17 protein-coding genes are annotated in these 16,567 nt (G+C 29.6%); 1 reads left to right on the top strand and 16 read right to left on the bottom strand.

What is annotated here, in order from left to right; genetic code table 11:
• Positions 1 to 1,164, top strand: coding sequence for a glycosyltransferase family 4 protein (locus BUA46_RS06810; RefSeq protein ID WP_019388020.1), 1,164 nt, complete (start codon positions 1 to 3; stop codon positions 1,162 to 1,164).
• On the opposite strand, the gene BUA46_RS06815 is transcribed toward BUA46_RS06810, so the two are convergent.
• The 16 genes from BUA46_RS06815 to BUA46_RS06890 all read right to left on the bottom strand — a co-directional run bounded on the left by BUA46_RS06815 (position 1,161) and on the right by BUA46_RS06890 (position 16,407).
• Complete coding sequence (locus BUA46_RS06815; RefSeq protein WP_019388019.1) at positions 1,161 to 2,516, bottom strand: undecaprenyl-phosphate glucose phosphotransferase; 1,356 nt, start codon at positions 2,514 to 2,516, stop codon at positions 1,161 to 1,163. The genes BUA46_RS06810 and BUA46_RS06815 overlap by 4 nt on opposite strands.
• The gene (locus tag BUA46_RS06820; protein ID WP_019388018.1) at positions 2,517 to 3,506 is read right to left on the bottom strand and encodes a UDP-glucuronic acid decarboxylase family protein; all 990 of its coding nucleotides are present in this window, start codon (positions 3,504 to 3,506) and stop codon (positions 2,517 to 2,519) included.
• A gap of 144 nt (positions 3,507 to 3,650) precedes the next feature.
• The gene (locus BUA46_RS06825) at positions 3,651 to 4,562 is read right to left on the bottom strand and encodes a GDP-mannose 4,6-dehydratase (protein WP_202801145.1); all 912 of its coding nucleotides are present in this window, start codon (positions 4,560 to 4,562) and stop codon (positions 3,651 to 3,653) included.
• The gene (gmd, locus tag BUA46_RS06830) at positions 4,531 to 5,565 is read right to left on the bottom strand and encodes a GDP-mannose 4,6-dehydratase (RefSeq protein ID WP_019388016.1); all 1,035 of its coding nucleotides are present in this window, start codon (positions 5,563 to 5,565) and stop codon (positions 4,531 to 4,533) included. Before gmd ends, BUA46_RS06825 begins: the two co-directional genes overlap by 32 nt.
• Position 5,566: 1 nt before the next feature.
• On the bottom strand, positions 5,567 to 6,715 hold the full coding sequence (locus tag BUA46_RS06835; RefSeq protein WP_019388015.1) for a glycosyltransferase: 1,149 nt from the start codon (positions 6,713 to 6,715) through the stop codon (positions 5,567 to 5,569).
• Positions 6,712 to 7,755: a glycosyltransferase family 4 protein gene (locus BUA46_RS06840; protein ID WP_019388014.1), complete on the bottom strand. Its 1,044-nt coding sequence runs from the start codon at positions 7,753 to 7,755 to the stop codon at positions 6,712 to 6,714. The genes BUA46_RS06835 and BUA46_RS06840 overlap by 4 nt, the downstream gene beginning before the upstream one ends.
• The gene (locus BUA46_RS06845) at positions 7,742 to 9,073 is read right to left on the bottom strand and encodes an O-antigen ligase family protein (protein WP_019388013.1); all 1,332 of its coding nucleotides are present in this window, start codon (positions 9,071 to 9,073) and stop codon (positions 7,742 to 7,744) included. Before BUA46_RS06845 ends, BUA46_RS06840 begins: the two co-directional genes overlap by 14 nt.
• Entirely contained in the window at positions 9,066 to 10,223 is a 1,158-nt protein-coding gene (locus BUA46_RS06850; RefSeq protein ID WP_019388012.1) for a hypothetical protein, read from the bottom strand. The genes BUA46_RS06845 and BUA46_RS06850 overlap by 8 nt, the downstream gene beginning before the upstream one ends.
• Before the next feature lie 2 nt (positions 10,224 to 10,225).
• A complete protein-coding gene (locus BUA46_RS06855) occupies positions 10,226 to 11,296 on the bottom strand; it encodes a glycosyltransferase (RefSeq protein ID WP_143148096.1) in 1,071 nt (356 codons plus the stop codon).
• A 28-nt stretch (positions 11,297 to 11,324) separates the two neighbouring features.
• A complete protein-coding gene (locus BUA46_RS06860; RefSeq protein WP_019388010.1) occupies positions 11,325 to 12,593 on the bottom strand; it encodes a hypothetical protein in 1,269 nt (422 codons plus the stop codon).
• A complete protein-coding gene (locus BUA46_RS06865) occupies positions 12,594 to 13,388 on the bottom strand; it encodes a hypothetical protein (RefSeq protein ID WP_019388009.1) in 795 nt (264 codons plus the stop codon).
• Positions 13,385 to 14,092 carry a glycosyltransferase family 2 protein gene (locus tag BUA46_RS06870; protein ID WP_237714668.1) on the bottom strand — a complete coding sequence of 236 codons (708 nt, stop codon included), beginning with the start codon at positions 14,090 to 14,092 and terminating at the stop codon, positions 13,385 to 13,387. Before BUA46_RS06870 ends, BUA46_RS06865 begins: the two co-directional genes overlap by 4 nt.
• A gap of 13 nt (positions 14,093 to 14,105) precedes the next feature.
• Positions 14,106 to 14,444, bottom strand: coding sequence for a cupin domain-containing protein (locus BUA46_RS06875; protein WP_019388007.1), 339 nt, complete (start codon positions 14,442 to 14,444; stop codon positions 14,106 to 14,108).
• The gene (locus BUA46_RS06880; RefSeq protein ID WP_019388006.1) at positions 14,431 to 15,153 is read right to left on the bottom strand and encodes a glycosyltransferase family 2 protein; all 723 of its coding nucleotides are present in this window, start codon (positions 15,151 to 15,153) and stop codon (positions 14,431 to 14,433) included. Before BUA46_RS06880 ends, BUA46_RS06875 begins: the two co-directional genes overlap by 14 nt.
• A complete protein-coding gene (locus BUA46_RS06885) occupies positions 15,150 to 15,782 on the bottom strand; it encodes an HAD family hydrolase (RefSeq protein WP_019388005.1) in 633 nt (210 codons plus the stop codon). The genes BUA46_RS06880 and BUA46_RS06885 overlap by 4 nt, the downstream gene beginning before the upstream one ends.
• Positions 15,775 to 16,407 carry a PI-PLC domain-containing protein gene (locus BUA46_RS06890; protein ID WP_019388004.1) on the bottom strand — a complete coding sequence of 211 codons (633 nt, stop codon included), beginning with the start codon at positions 16,405 to 16,407 and terminating at the stop codon, positions 15,775 to 15,777. The genes BUA46_RS06885 and BUA46_RS06890 overlap by 8 nt, the downstream gene beginning before the upstream one ends.
• Positions 16,408 to 16,567 lie beyond the last annotated feature (160 nt).

Consider the following 16,567-nt stretch of genomic DNA (forward strand, 5'->3'; position numbering starts at 1 on the left):
ATGAAAGACATTCTGATTATAACGAATTACTTTCCACCTGAAACTGGAGCAGCATCCAACCGTATTTATCATCTAGCCGAAGGACTTCAAAAACACAATTTTGTAGTAACCGTAGTTACACCATTACCCAACTATCCTAAAGGCGAAGTGTTTAAAGCCTATAGAGGGCAATTTAAACACACTTCAACCGAAAATGACATAACTATCCATAGGCTTTGGCTTTATGCTAGTAATTCAAAGAATAAGCTGTTACGCCTATTTGCTATGTTATCGTATAGTTTCAGCCTCATTTGGTTTTTTATGTGGAATAAAATTCCTAAGAAAGTCATCATTCAATCGCCACCGTTATTGGTTGCATTTACGTCCGTGTTTTTTCTTAGATCAAAGAAACGTAAAGTCATACTGAATGTAAGCGATTTATGGCCACTTGCTGGATTAGAACTCGGAGCTTTTAAGAAGAATTTTAGTTACAAACTCTTAGAAAAAATAGAGCGTTTTAACTATAAACACGCCGATTTAATTCTGGGTCAAAGCCAAGAAATTTTAAGTCACGTAAACTCCATTTTCCCTAAAAAAGAAACTTTCTTGTATAGAAATTATCCCGATTTTGATGCCGCATTACCTAACCTACAGACTGATTCTTCTATGAAACTAAAAATGGTTTATGCAGGATTGTTAGGCGTTGCTCAAGGAATTTTAAAACTTTGCCAGGAGCTAGACTATACTAAAGTACAATTTCATATTTATGGAGCAGGGGCAGAACAAATTGCGATACAGGAGCTTATTAAAAAACATCCAGAATTAGATATTATTTATCATGGCGAAATTTCAAGGACTGCATTGCACCAAGAACTAATCAATTATGATTTTACCATAATTCCTTTATTAAACCGGATTTATGGCTCTGTGCCCTCTAAAATATTTGAATATGCCCGATTAGGTATTCCTATGCTATATTTTGGAGGTGGTGAAGGCGAATACCTTATCAATAAGCATGAATTAGGTTGGGTTGCAGAATCAAGCAATTATAAGGATTTAAATACTGTAATTTCCAAAATAGAGCTTTCTAAGCTAGAGTTAACAAATAGAAAAAAGATTCAACTAACAGCTTTAGAGAATTTTGATTTCAATAATCAATTAATTCAACTTGTTGAGGTTATTTAATAGGCCTTTTCCTCGCCTTTTAAAGCATTAGTAAAAGTTTGGATCATTATCTTAATATCTAGAAGCAAAGACCAGTTTTCAATATAAAATATATCATACTTCACGCGATTAATAATGTCTTTATCGGTTTCAACTTCTCCTCTAAAGCCACTTATTTGCGCTAATCCAGTAATTCCTGGTTTCACAAAATGACGCACCATAAACTTATCCACTCTTTGGGCGTACATATTGGTGTGACTTACCATATGAGGTCTTGGGCCAACAACCGACATGTCCCCAAACAGCACATTAAAAAACTGTGGTAATTCATCAATACTAGTTTTTCTAATAAATGCCCCTATTTTAGTAATTCTTTGATCACCTTTAGTGGCTTGGTGTAAGTGCGCATTTTTATTGGGTGTCATCGATCGAAACTTATAACAATCAAATTCTTTATAATTAAACCCATTTCTCGATTGCTTAAAAAATACAGGGCCTTTCGATTCCATTCTAATAAGAATTGCCAATATTGGAGTTAACCATGACAATACAAAAACAATAATAAAAAGCGACAATAAAATATCAAATAACCTTTTAACGAATTTATTTACGGGTTCTTGCAATGGAATGGATCGTAAGGATAAAATTGGGATGTAATCGTAATATTCGTATTTAAGTTTCTTGGAGTAAATATCTTTATTGTCTGGTATAAATTTGAGTTCACGTAAATTATTGTCAGCAAAATCTATGAGCTTATTTATTTGTTTGTTGGATAATTCTGAAACTGAAAAATAGATTTCATCAATATTATTGTCAATGATATAATCGAAACAATTTTCTAAAGAGAAATTTTCATCTTTAACACTAAACTTAGCTTGTAATTTATACCCAAAATCTAATCGCGTATTAAATGTTTTTATTAATTGTCTAGCCTTATCATTACCTCCTATTACAATAACATTTCTGGTATTTCCTTGTAAAACTGTTCTGTATTTTTTTAATAAAAAAGTTGTAAGTAGTTTAAAAACTGAAATAAGAAAGAAGGTGAATATTAAATAATTCCCAAGAGCTAATCTACTTATTATAGGTTGTTTAAAAAACCCAATAAATGCATAAACAAGAATTGAAAAAATAATTATTTGCCGAAACAATAATGGAATAATTTGAATAATTCTTGTGTGTCTTTGCACTTCATAAAAATGATTTTTCACAGATATAATTATCCACATTAAAGAAATATAGAGCAGAAATAAATAAACATTATTCTTTAGGTTTATATCATAGTTAAAAACTGTTACATTTATAATAACTAAATCAATTAACCCGAATAACGGTTTTATTAAACCAGAATAACGTCCCTTTTTATAATTCACTTATTTCTTTATATGTTTCTTAAAATCTTTATGTGCACTCTTATATAACTCCTCTTTTGATAAGGATTTAAAATAATTGTATGTTAATTTCATTCCTTCTGCTCTACTAATCTTTGGTTCCCAATTTAGTATTTTTTTTGCTAAAGTAATATCTGGTTGTCGCTGTAATGGGTCATCTTGTGGTAATTCTTTATAAACAATTTTTTGTTTTGTCCCAGTAAGTTTTATCACCTCTTCTGCAAATTCTTTAATCGTTATTTCATGAGGATTACCTATATTTACCGGGTCGGAATAATTGCTTAATAACAATCGGTATATACCTTCTATTTGATCGTCAACATAGCAAAATGATCGTGTTTGAGAACCATCTCCAAAAACTGTTAAATCTTCTCCTCTTAGTGCTTGACCAATAAATGCAGGAATAACTCTGCCGTCATTAAGCCTCATTCTGGGGCCGTAAGTATTAAATATTCGCGCAATTCGAGTTTCTATACCATGAAATCTATGATAGGCCATTGTAATTGATTCTTGAAACCGCTTGGCTTCATCATAAACTCCACGTGGACCAATAGCATTCACATTGCCATAATAATCTTCTGATTGTGGATGTACTAAAGGGTCTCCATAAACTTCGGAAGTAGAAGCTATTAACATGCGAGCATTCTTAGCTTTAGCCAACCCCAAAAGATTATGAGTACCCAACGCACCAACTTTTAATGTTTGAATTGGTATTTTTAAATAGTCTATAGGGCTTGCAGGTGACGCAAAATGTAAAATATAATGTAGTTTGCCTCGAAGCTCAATAAAGTTTGTCACATCATGCGCTACAAATTCAAAATGCTCTAAACCCATTAAATGTTCAATGTTTTTTTTATCACCAGTGATAAAATTATCCATTGCAACTACATGGTAACCTTCTTTTATAAATCTATCGCAAAGATGTGAACCCAAAAACCCTGCGGCGCCTGTGATTAAAACTTTTTTTTTCATTTAAAGATTTAAGCTTTTAAACGTTTTTATAAAGATGGATTAAGCAGATTATTCATAACAATGAACTAATTCAATTATAATATCGTTATATAATTTTTAATATTAGCCAATGGATATAATCAAAGGTTGTAATTTGTGCAAATATTAACTTAAGTACATTTTTTTTAACGTTTCTTCGAACTTAAGACTATTATTCGAATTATTAATAATTGAATTTAATTTTTTATTAGAACCTTTCAAAATCTTAATTTCATTCTTTCTAACAAATTCTGGATTAATCATTACCTTGATATTATAGCCGGCTATTTCTTCCATCAAGCTTATAATTTTTTTAATATTTATGGCGTGTCCACTACAAACATTAACTATTTCAGATTTAGAGTTGGATTGCATAAGTTTGGTATAACAGTTAACAACGAAATCTACATTGTTAAACTCTCTATATACGTCTATATTTCCTAATTCTATTATTTGTTTATTCTCTTTAAAATGAGAAACTATCTTTGGTACCAAAAAATTACTTTCTTGACCAATCCCAGTATAATTAAATGGTCTCATGATTATGATATCTTGCTTCTCAAAATAAGTCTTGGCCATATTCTCCATTACCAATTTACTATTACCATAATGATTTACAGGTTGCGGACACATATCTTCATTTAGCTCGCCTTCAATATTCCCATAAACAGCAGCACTGCTTGCAAGTAGTATTTTTTTAGGCTTGTATTGAAGTTTTTGGACAGCATCTAATAGATTTAATGTCCCGAATATATTTACATTATATATTTGTTGTTGATTTTTTGATGCTACAAAAGAGATTGCAGCTAAATGAATTATAAAATCAGGTTTGATATTATTTAAAACTTCGAATAAAGAATTTACGTTTAAAATATCACAAGAAAAATGTTTTTCTTTTTTGGGCCCGCTTAATACAGAGCCATAAACATCATATCCTAAACTTTTTAGATAACTTTCTAAATGTTTACCAGTAAATCCTTCAATTCCTGTTATGAAAACTTTTTCTTTAGAAAGTTCCTCCATTTTGATTTCTTTCAATATCTTTTTTAACCATCATATCACATAATTCTTTGAGTGTTGTTTTTGGTTTCCAATTTAATTTTTCATTTGCTTTTGAAGCATCACCAATTAATAAATCAACCTCAGCTGGACGATAGAATTTCGGGTTAACCTTTATCAGTTCTTTTCCTGTTTTATCATCAAAGCCTATTTCATTTTCTTCTTTTCCTTTCCATGAAATATCAATGTCAATTGCTTGAAAAGCTAAAGAAACAAAATCTCGCACTGTTTGGGTTTGATTTGTAGCTAATACAAAAGTTCCTGGTTCATCTATTTGAAGCATCTGATACATTCCAACTACATACTCTTTGGCAAAACCCCAATCTCTTTTTGCATCCATATTACCAAGTTCTAATAGTGATTGTTTTCCTAAATGAATTTTTGCTACTGCATCAGTAATTTTTCTAGTCACAAACTCCTTTCCTCTAAGAGGGGATTCATGATTAAATAAAATACCACTTGTGGCAAATAGATTATAAGATTCTTGATAATTTAAAGTTGCCCAATGCGCAAATACTTTTGCTACGCCATAAGGACTTCTTGGGTGAAAAGGCGTTTCTTCATTTTGAGGAATCGCATGAACTTTACCAAACATTTCAGAAGTGGAGGCTTGATAAAATTTTATTTTTGGATTAATCGTTCTAATGGCTTCCAATAAGTTCATCGCCCCAACACCAGTTATTTGAGCTGTAGCAATTGGTTGCGTAAATGATACGCCTACAAAACTTTGTGCTGCTAAATTATAAATTTCATCTGGTTCGATTTCTGAGATAATTCTATACGCACTAGACAAATCAATTAAATCATATTCCAATAAAGTTAAATTAGGGTTTTTATCAACTCCTAATTCTTCTATTCGCCAAAAATTAGTGGAACTTGTTCTTCTATATGTTCCATAAACTTTATACCCTTTTTCCAATAAAAGTTCAGCTAAATATGCTGCATCTTGACCTGTAATTCCTGTTATTATTGCTTTTTTCATTTTATTGGTTTTCTTTCCAATTGTTATACAATGTTTCTACTGTTTCTTTAAATTCATTTTCAAATCGCTCAATACTAAATCGATCTGTATTTTTTCTAATGGTTTTTTTGTCAAATAAAGCCTCATTCATTTCAAAATAATCAATTGCTTCTAAAAGAGAATTTACGTTTTGTTTGTTAAAAAACACACCTGTTACTTCGTCCGAAATCTTGTTTTTACTTGGAAAGACCCCATTAATGGTTTCAAGAGCTCCTCCCTTGCCAAATGCAATAACCGGAATGCCACAGGCTTGAGCTTCAATTGGCGCTATACCAAAATCTTCTTCAGCTGCAAAGATAAATGCTCTTGATTGTTTTATCAACTTTTGCATCTCATCTTTTTCAACATACCCCATTAATTCTATGTTTGGCTTCGCTAATTTTTTTATTTTTTTAAAATCTGGTCCATCTCCAACAACAATTAATTTTTTTCCTGATTTCGAAAACGTTTCAACAATCAAATCAATTTTTTTGTAAGGAACCATTCTTGAACAAGTTATGTAATAGTCCTTTGTTTCATCTGTGAGTGTAAAAGAATTCGTGTCAACTGGAGGGTATATAACAATAGCTTCTTTATTATATATTTTTTTTACTCTCTTAGCTACGTATTTAGAAATCGCAATATAATGATTTGGTCTATTGGCAGTTGAATAATCCCATTGCCTTAATTTAAACAAGAAATACCTAGCAAAAAAACCTTTTATTCCTCGATCTAATTTTGCTTCTTTGATATATTGTGAATACAAATCCCAGGCATACCTTACCGGTGAATAGACATAAGAAATGTGTAATTGATCTGGTCTTGTTAAAACACCCTTTGCAACAGAAGATGAAGATGAAACTATTAATTCGTATTCTGAAAAATCTAATTGTTCAATGGCAAGTGGAAATAAAGGGAGGTAACTTCTATATTTTTTTTTTCCAAAGGGTAATTTTTGAATAAACGAATTTTTTGTTTGTTTTCCTTTTAAAATTATATCTCTGTTTTTTTGCGATAAATCATCTATCAAAGAAAAGTGATCGAAATCATCCCAAATGTTGTTAAAACTTTCAACACATCGTTCTGCACCTCCATATACAGTATACCAATCATGCACTAAAGCTTTTTTCATATTAATTCTTTTATTATCGATTCTAATTCAGTGGTTGCTGTATCCCAACTAAATCGTTTTGAGTTTTCTAGCCCTAATTTTTTAAGTTGCTCTATTTTATCTTTATTATTAATTACTTCTTCTATTTTATTTCTCATACTTTCCACAGAATGAGGGTCAAAATATTCAACTGATTCTTCATAGACTTCAGGCAAAGACGTAGCATTAGATACGATACAAGCGCTCCCACAGGCTTGAGCTTCTAGAGGCGGAATGCCAAAGCCTTCAAAAACTGACGCATAAATAAATATCTCAGCGGTATTATAAGCATCAATTAGCTCTTCATCTGTTAAATACCCTGTAAATATAATATTCTCATTAAGTTGTTTATCATCTATACCAATATTAGAGAATGTTTTGTTTTTCGCGCCTACAATTTTAAGTTTATAATCTGAATCTATACCGTTAAAAGCTTCTATAATTCGTTTTAAGTTTTTTCGCGGGTCTATAGAAGAAACCGTTAATATAATCTTTTCTTTTTTTAATCCTTTATTCACAAATTGTAATGAGGGTGCCGGATAGATAACATCAATTTTATTTTCAGAAATTTTATAGGTTTCAATGATGTCAGACTTTACATAATTACTATCTGTAACTATTCGTCTGGAGTTCTTAATGCTTTTAGGAATTAATAGATTGTATGATTTTTGAAATGCAAAAGAGAACCATTCCGGATGATGTTTAAAAGCCAAGTCGTAAAGAAATATTAATTTATTCTTATAAAATACTGGGCCTATTCCAACAAAATTAATAAGCAATGGATTCCCGTTTTTTTTCAGATAAAGCGGTAAATCTATTTGTTCCCACAACTGTCCTTTACGTTTTCCAGTAAAAACTATATTAAAGTCTCCGTCCAAATGATTAAGGATTTCATCATTAGGCGCAACGAATATAACTTTTTTATTGCCTATTTGATTTTGAATCCTATTACAAATTTCAAAAGCAACGCGCTGTACTCCGGTTAGCCTTTGCGTCAAAAATCTTGCGTTAATTACTATCATTTATTTTAAAGGCGGTTTTAAACAACATTAAAGAATTAAAAAAGGAATAAAAAATGACACCATCAGATCTTGATAAAACATTTTCTGTTAAGAAAACTATTAAAACACTTAGAATGAAAAACAAAAACAAACTGTCTTTCCATGTTATAGCAAAATAAATTGAGGCAAAAATAGAAAATATAAAAGAAATCACACCTAATATTCCAGCAGAGGCAAAAAAGAATAAAAATTGATTATGGGTATTAAAATCCCTCCAAAAATAAACTTTTGCTCCAATTGTATTATGAAAACATGAATTTAATTCTTTTTGAAGGTCTCCAATTCCAACCCCTAAAAATACATTTTTTTTAATGACTTCAATCGAGCAATAATATATACCATATCTAACATTTGTTGAGTTAAAATTATAAATGTCGTTGCCGCTGGTTGGTAGTTCCAGTTTTGTATTTAATACCTCATCTACTTTTAATTTAAATCCAGGAATAGCTTTATACCCTAAAGAAAAAACAAGGATTAAGCTAATAAGTAAACCAGTAATAATTTTTAAGTTTATTTGACCCTTTTTATATAATATAAATGAGGCTATTGATGCTAATATTAATCCAATTAGAGGTCCTCGTGCTGAAATTATAAATAACCATGTTATTAAAATTATACTAAAAAAGACCGATAATGATTTCAAAACCGCGGATTTTCGTTTTAAAATATTTTTAAATAGCACCGCAATTGTAAAAATAATCCAAATCCCTTGATAAGTAGTATGTGTATCGGTTATTTCGGTTACGAACTTTCTAAATCGTCTAAGCTTTATTTGATTTATGGCGTTTTCATTTAAATTATTTGAGTTTAATAAATTCAAATTTTTAAGTTCTAACTGTGAAGGTTCAGAAAAAATAATCTCATTGAAATATAAACAATAAACACATTGGTATAATACCAACGCAACGACTGAAACAGCAAATATATTAAGACTCCAATCAATTAATTTTAGCGTGATAAGGTGTCTGTTAAAATAAAAAACGAATGGTAATACAAAAAAAGCCATCATTTGAATCAGCCTTTGAATTCCTTTATTAATATCTTCAGTATAAGAGAGACTCAACATTAAAATTAAAAAAGGAAGTATTGTAATAAGTAATGTTTTATTGAAATTACCCGTGTTATCTGAAGTTTTAAAAACATGAATTATAGTTAATACCGCCAATGTTATTAGTAAAATACTTCTAAAAACATAGGGAAGTATGGGAAAAGCACTTAATAATAGCACCAACAAAGAAAATTTATCATAATTCTTTAGTAAAAGGAGTCTATTAATCATTTTCAAAATCTTTTTTTATAAAAAGCAGAGGAAATAAAACCAAAAAGGGTATACCATGAGTTAAAACGATAAAAATTGCAGTTATCGACAATGAAATGCAAAATATACTTAAATTTCTGTACGGACGTGCTTTTTCGTAAATAAAAAGAATCATCAATAATATACCAATTATTCCAATTGAAAACAGCATTAACAGGTAATAATTATCTAATATAGCGGCAAATCCTTCACCTCTAACAGCTGCTCCTGACTTACCCACTGCGCCTCCATAAAATATATTATAAGGAACATTAATGTCATTAATCCAATGATTTATTCTATAATAAACAGATTTAACAGATAGCAATTTGAGTTGCGCAACATATATTACAACCAATACAATGAACGGAATACTATACTTTAGAATCAAATATATTTTTACGAAGTTCTTTTTTTGAAAAGCAAATTTGATGATTATATATAAAAGAATCACTAAATATGCATTTCTAGTAAAGCATAAAAAGGTTAATGCAAGAGCGAAATATTTCTTCACTTTATACTTCTCGTCCATATCCATTAATACGAATGTCAACAAACTAAAATAAGCTAGAGATCCGGCTTCTCCCACTATACCAGGAGTTCTCCAAAATTTAGTCCCCGCAAAATTAGTTATTTTGAATTTGTAATCTGGATCCATATCCCAAATAAACCTTCCCGTTAAGGTTTCCATATATTTCTCTGGCCCAAGAATATAGGTTAGCGCAACAAAAAAGAGATTCACAATAATTAAATAAAAAAGGAATTTCAACATAAAATTCCATTGTTTTCTAGTGAGGTAAATTTGGTTGTAAATAAAAATTAAAACAAATAACATATAGACATCTCTGAATCCGAGATATCCTTCTTTTAAAGAGTCGACATTGAAAAAAAGAAAAATTGAAGTGGCTCCTAAATAAAGAAAAAACAATAAGTCGAGTGGGGTTATAGCCACCCTTTTAATAGCCTTTATTGAAAAAATACCTAAAATTAAAAAAAATGACAAAGGGTGCAATATCGTCTTTAATTCCCAATGCCCAAACATTTTAAAGAAGTTAAAGGTAGCTATACCTTGAGTTGCAATAATTTGAATAATTATGCCATAAAACAAAATGTTATTTAACTTAATTTTCATTTTTACATTTCAATTACTCTATGAAATTCTTTCATCTTATGATTTACAGAAAACCTGTTTTTAGTGTCAGTACTTATCTGCACAGAATCATATTTTGTGTTAATTATTTTTTCGAATTTTTCTTGAAAATCTAACTTTTCGAAAGAAAATATTTCCCCATTAATACCTGGTTTGATTATTTCATTTATCCCGCCAAGGCAATTATTTGCTAAAACTGGCGTGCCACAAACTAATGATTCTAAAACAACATTTGGAAATCCTTCAAAACGCGAACTTAGTATAAATAAATCTGCTGCTTTCATGAAAGTATATGGATTATCAACTGCGCCCTTAAAACAAATCTTATTTGTTAGGTTGTATTTATTTAAGAGTGCTATTAAGTTCTCTTTTTCTTCACCATCACCCAAAATAGTCAATTTATATGCTATGTTTTTTAGTTTTGCCAATTCTTCGATAAGCAGATCAAACCCTTTCTGGTAAGTTAAACGTCCTGCAACTAGAATATTGAAATTATCTTGCGCTTTTTCATGTGTATGCGGTTTTTCCAATAATTTTTTTTCAATATGTAATACATCAACAGGATTGTTAATTTTGATAAGTTTAGTTTGAGGAATGTGAAAATTTAAATTTAAATCATTCAACATATCATCTGACTGCACTATAACACTGTCATAATTCACATAACACTTCTTGTATAGAAACTTAATAACAAAATACTTCTCAAACAAACTTGGCAAATTCGATTCTCTAGCAATAAATTTAATGTGTTTTGGAAACAATGGAATAAAAGGAGAAAGTAATGCATTTATTTGTCCAGAGCCAAAAAAAAGAATATCAGGCTGTTCTTTTTTACTTAACTGAATTAGTTTAAATATTACAAGAGGAAACGATATTTTAATTCTCGTTTTTATTCCTAAAAAATGGATGCTAATATCTTTTTTTAAATCTTTCAAAAAAGCATTCGAACCACTTTCTTTCAGAATTACCAAACTAGGGCTATATTTTTCTCTATCAATATTGTTTAATAAAATAGATATAACACGCTCACCGCCACCGCCTCCTAAATTTGGCATTACAAAAAATATTTTTTTCTTTTTCAATTTATTGGTTTCCAATTTTTTTCAATTCATTAGTTTCTTTGATTTTTAAAAGGCCAAAGGAATATGAACAATATAAAGATAAAACTATAAAAGTAGATAGTGCAATACCGGAAGTTTTCATAAACAAAACATTTACGAAAATGTAATTTAAAACATAATTGAGAACAACACCAATGAGCATTATTAAGAACAAACTATTTAAATAATCATTTTTATAGTATATTCTGTACATCATATCCCAAATTATATATATTGGAAGTATAAGTATATATACATTTACAACTTGAATTAAATCATTAAACTGATTGTTTGTAATATCAATAAATTTATTTACAAGGCTTAATTCTATAAATTGAACAACAATATATAAACCCAGCATTATCGGGGCAATAATGTAAAAGAGCCATTTTAATGTTTTATAAAATATTTTTAAATCACTTTTAATGGAATAGGAATATTGAAGCCTATGATAAAATACCGATTTAAAATCTAATGCTTGCCTTACCATTAAAGGCACTAAACTCCCATAAATTAGAACTGTAGTATAACCGCCCTCTAAATTATAAGAAAAGGACTTGTCTGTTACGTCAATAATATAGACGGCAGAAATTAGACTAAAAGATTTTATGATTTGTGAAAGTCTTTTTTTATTAAAAACAAATTTTAATTTAATTTTTTCTGCAATAAATAACCTAGACCGAACTTTACTCTTTAAAAATAGAATTAAAATAATTTCACTTACCAACATAGATAAGGATGCTATAATTGAATTTTTAAAATTAAAGCCATAATAAGATAAAAAAAGCACTACTGATATAATAAGTGGGAAAAAGAAAAAATACCATCCTATGGCCTTATATTGCTGTTTTATTCTTAATACTAGTATTATAAATGAATTTAGATTGAAAAAGAATGCCCATATTAAAAGTATAATTACATTACTTAAGACATCATCTTGATAAAAAAAACAAACCGCAATAATTGAAAGTAATGAACACGTTGCGGCTATGGTGAGAAACTGTAGTCCTAAATTTTGAAGAGACTCTAGCTTATTCCCTTCAATTTTATCTTTCAATTCACCCATAAAAAGCAGCTCAAAAACTACTGGAATTGAAAGTATTATACCTGTTAAGGATAAAGCTAAATAGTAAGAGTCTAATGCTTTAGTAAAACCAAATAAGAATAATAAAATTAGGCTCTTTCCAAACCCTACTCCTTTTGAAAGAACCTTGAATAAAATTTCAATTTTAAATAAAGATTTGTAATCCATCTAATCTTCTATCCATCTGCTTAAATAATAATCTTTACTATACTCTAATATTTTCGCAATATCCTTTTCCATATTCATAGATCTCAATTTTGCCAACGCAATTCGATGATTACTTTTTCCAGCAATTTTTACTAGACCTTTCAATTCAAAATATATTTGAGAAAATTTCACCATAGTGTCTCTCCCGGAACAAAACCAAAAATCGGATAAACCATTTATGTTTTCAGGAAAACCATTTACCTCTTTACTATGCTTTTCTTTATTATTAAATAGTTTCGTTTCATCAAGCATATTTCCATTTTTATCATAATAATTATACCAATCACCACAATAAAATTTTGATTTATCTAAGTCTTGAAACAATATGTCTTTAAATAAGGACATGTCAAATCGAGTGTTAAAGATAAAATCATACTTAATTCCGGTTTCCTTTTCATACTGTTCTACTAGTTTTGTAGACTCATAAAAACTATACCATCTAGAATAAACATTATTTATCCTTTGTAATTCATTAACACCCTTAACTGATTTTCTATACTTATGCTTGAGGCGTTCAATTAAGTTTGGTTTTTTAAACGTTTTTATGGGTTCTACTTTGTGCTTTTTTGGTTTATAAATAGCCACTAAATCGTCAATGGAATCAGATTCCCAAGTATGAAAAAAACAATCAACATCATTTAAATCTAAAATATGCTTTTTAAATAAATCAGATTCTTTACTAAATGTTACAGGTAAACCTCCTTCTTTAAAGTTTAGTCCTGCAGATAAACCGTGTAAACAAAAAGCTATTTTCATTTTATTAACTTTAGATAAAGATTTAGGTCTTCAGGAGTCCCTATACCATGCATTAATTTATAGTCTATATTGAAAATTCCTATTTTTTTGTTCTCTGCTATCGCATAATTATAGGTCGGACAGGTATAAAATTCGTTATTCACTCTTTCATTCTCTATAATCATATCGATACTTGCATTGACAAAATCGCTTCCTTTAGTAAATAGGTAAATTCCAACTGTAGCATACTCAGATATAGCTTCCTTTTCTTTAACCTCTGTTACCAATCCATTATCGTTAATTTTTGCAAATGACCATTTAGGGTTTCGCTCTTCGTCCTCAAATGTTAGAATTGACCCATCTAAAGATTTATCCATGCAGTCATTAATAAAATTCTCAATATTTATATCAACAATTTGATCTGAATTCGCAATTAGCAATGGTTGATCATTATTAATATATTTTCTTGCGTACAACACAGTACAAGCTGTTCCTTCTGTTAATTTTGAAATAGAAATAAATTTAGCATTATACTTTTCCTCTAATTCTTTAACCAGCTCTTTTTCTTTATTTATATGATCTTCTCTTGCGATTAAAATAAATCTACAATCGGGCAGTTTTAAATTTTTAATCACCCTTTCAATCATTGGAATTCCATTTACATCAATAAATGGTTTTGGCTTTTTATATCCAGCTTTAGAGAATCTACTTCCCTCTCCAGCCATTGGTATTACAATATTAATCATTTGGTTTTCCTAAGTATTTATCGTTATTAGCTCCAGGTAGTTTCGCTACTGTAGTTGTTGTATCTTCTAATGCTTCAAAATCTGTTGAGTGGTTAGGCGGTATTACAAGAACATCTCCTTTTTCATATACCTCTCCATTCATTTTTACTTTGCCAGAAACTATAACTGTTATTTCTGTTGCAATTTTGTGATAATGTAGCTCTTCGTAATCTCCTTTTGAATAAGACTTAACAGCTATTTCAACGTCATTTGTTTTATAAAGCGATGGTTCAAAATTACCAACAAACCATCCTAATTTTAGCTTATTTAAATTGCTTTTAATAATTCCCATTTTCAAATTCATTAATTTTTTTAGGAGAATAAAAACTGTGGTATTGTTCAGGTTTTATTTCAAAAGTTGTTATTTTCTTGTTTTTTAAAATCATTTGGTTTATCGCAGGGGCGATGTAATAATTGCCATTAACATTCGAATCTTTTTTAATGGAATCCATAGCAGCCTTTACAAACTCTTTTCCATCCTTAAAATAATAAAAGCCTGCAATCGCGTATTTACTTATGGGTCTTTTTTCTGCAGTCTCAATCACGTTTTTATTGTCGTCAAAACGAACATATGACCATCTTGGGTGTACCGCATTAAATGTAATAAGCCCGCCATCATAATCGTTTTCTCTAAAATGATTAATGGCTTCATTAAAATTACAATCTAGTATCTGATCTCCATTACAAATTATTAATTCTCCGTCATCTATGTGCTCAATGCCCAATAAGACGCTGCACAAAGCCCCTTTTGTGTCTCCACTTATTTTTACAACTTCACAATCTTTTGAAATTAACTTAAGAATATTGTTTAAATGAAATTTTTTGCAATCCTCAGAATTTACCAAAAAAACAAATTCAAGCTTGTCATCAATAGTATTTAAATTATCAACTACCATTTCAATCATTGGCTTTCCTTTAATCTCTATAAGAGACTTAGAAAAAGGAGAGTTTTTTTCATCAAAAAAAGAACTCTTTCCTGCAATTGGAACTAATATTTTCATAATTCTGCTTCGTATTGATTAATATGTTTAAGAATATTTATGTAATTTACATCTTCAACCGTTTCAACTTCCATTACAAAGGCCCCACTTGCTTTGGCCGCCATAATTCCATGATCATTATCTTCAACAATCATACATTCTTTAGGTGTTAACCCCATTCTCTTTATGGCCTTATTATACATTTCTGGATCTGGTTTACCTCTGTTAACATCTTGATTGGAAATGTAGAAATCCATATAATCGATTAAAGATGCCTTATCAAGCATAGTTTGGACTGAATTTCGCACAGAATTAGAACAGACTGCTAGCTTATAATCCAAATTTTTTAGTCTAGAAAGTGCATATTCGTGATAAAATTTTGGTTTACATTTATGATTAACAATTTCAAGAGTATATTGTTGTTTCATTTGATTAATAAAAGTATGCAACTCTTTAGGAAGACCTCGTTCTAATGAAAGCATCTCGAGTTTTTTCTTTGTTGGCAAGCCATCAAAAGTTACCAAATGGTCATATCTTGAAATTTGCATGCCAAATAATTCAAGTGCTTGATTAAGCGCTTCATAATGCCAATCTTTAGCATCTATTAAAACGCCATCCATATCAAATATTACGGCTTTAATTTTATTCATGAAAAAAAGTTTTGGCTGTTTCGGGATAGTCTGTACAAATCATTACGTTACTAAAATTTCCAGATTTACTGTAATCTTTATAATTATTCCACTCTTTTAAGTAATCTCGTTTATGAAGGTCTGGAGAAACAATGCAGACAGATTTATTATTATTTATATGATGTGCGATAGTATCTTTTGTAATCCAGTGTTCATGAAATTCATCAATCCAAACGCCTTTAGCCTTCTCATAATACGAAGGTTTTGGTTCATACTCACTTTGTCTTGTATAAACGTTAAAACCCTTGTTTAAATAATTTAATCCATCTGGAATAGACATGTCAAAAACAAAGTAATTACTAACCTCATGCTTGTTCAATAATTCTTTTAATTTAGATTGCAATCCGTCCGACTTTATATTTAGGGCCAAAGGTAAGGTTTTGTCTATAGATTTATATATTTCTAAAAATAAATTAACGCTTATACAATCTTTGTTAGGTATATCATGAGATATTACAAGTTCACCATTAAAATCTCTAATATCAGTTTCCGTTCCAAACCCTAAATTAAAGGATCTTTCAAAGGCAATTATGGCATTTTTTTCTGATTCTTCTTTCCAATATCCACGGTGTGAAATTATCTTCATTTTTGAGGTGTATAACTTAATAATTTTATTCTTAAATAATTTCTATGTTAGCTTTAACTAATTCTAAAACTTGCTAAACGTAGCGCAGCATTTAAAATAACCAATGAATTAGAAAAGTAAAAAAAATACTTGGTATTCCCCAAATATAAAATCTTCTTGC

It is taken from the genome of Algibacter luteus (assembly GCF_900141715.1).
Lineage (GTDB): Bacteria > Bacteroidota > Bacteroidia > Flavobacteriales > Flavobacteriaceae > Arenitalea > Arenitalea lutea.

What these genes read in the sequence shown, in the direction of transcription:
- BUA46_RS06810 (WP_019388020.1), top strand. Translation starts at nt 1, where the DNA reads ATGAAAGACATTCTGATTATAACGAATTACTTTCCACCTGAAACTGGA.
- BUA46_RS06820 (WP_019388018.1), bottom strand. Translation starts at nt 3,506, where the DNA reads ATGAAAAAAAAAGTTTTAATCACAGGCGCCGCAGGGTTTTTGGGTTCA.
- BUA46_RS06890 (WP_019388004.1), bottom strand. Translation starts at nt 16,407, where the DNA reads ATGAAGATAATTTCACACCGTGGATATTGGAAAGAAGAATCAGAAAAA.
- BUA46_RS06855 (WP_143148096.1), bottom strand. Translation starts at nt 11,296, where the DNA reads ATGCCAAATTTAGGAGGCGGTGGCGGTGAGCGTGTTATATCTATTTTA.
- BUA46_RS06850 (WP_019388012.1), bottom strand. Translation starts at nt 10,223, where the DNA reads ATGAAAATTAAGTTAAATAACATTTTGTTTTATGGCATAATTATTCAA.
- BUA46_RS06840 (WP_019388014.1), bottom strand. Translation starts at nt 7,755, where the DNA reads ATGATAGTAATTAACGCAAGATTTTTGACGCAAAGGCTAACCGGAGTA.
- BUA46_RS06875 (WP_019388007.1), bottom strand. Translation starts at nt 14,444, where the DNA reads ATGGGAATTATTAAAAGCAATTTAAATAAGCTAAAATTAGGATGGTTT.
- BUA46_RS06885 (WP_019388005.1), bottom strand. Translation starts at nt 15,782, where the DNA reads ATGAATAAAATTAAAGCCGTAATATTTGATATGGATGGCGTTTTAATA.
- BUA46_RS06845 (WP_019388013.1), bottom strand. Translation starts at nt 9,073, where the DNA reads ATGATTAATAGACTCCTTTTACTAAAGAATTATGATAAATTTTCTTTG.
- BUA46_RS06835 (WP_019388015.1), bottom strand. Translation starts at nt 6,715, where the DNA reads ATGAAAAAAGCTTTAGTGCATGATTGGTATACTGTATATGGAGGTGCA.
- BUA46_RS06870 (WP_237714668.1), bottom strand. Translation starts at nt 14,092, where the DNA reads ATGGCTGGAGAGGGAAGTAGATTCTCTAAAGCTGGATATAAAAAGCCA.
- gmd (WP_019388016.1), bottom strand. Translation starts at nt 5,565, where the DNA reads ATGAAAAAAGCAATAATAACAGGAATTACAGGTCAAGATGCAGCATAT.
- BUA46_RS06865 (WP_019388009.1), bottom strand. Translation starts at nt 13,388, where the DNA reads ATGAAAATAGCTTTTTGTTTACACGGTTTATCTGCAGGACTAAACTTT.
- BUA46_RS06880 (WP_019388006.1), bottom strand. Translation starts at nt 15,153, where the DNA reads ATGAAAATATTAGTTCCAATTGCAGGAAAGAGTTCTTTTTTTGATGAA.
- BUA46_RS06860 (WP_019388010.1), bottom strand. Translation starts at nt 12,593, where the DNA reads ATGGATTACAAATCTTTATTTAAAATTGAAATTTTATTCAAGGTTCTT.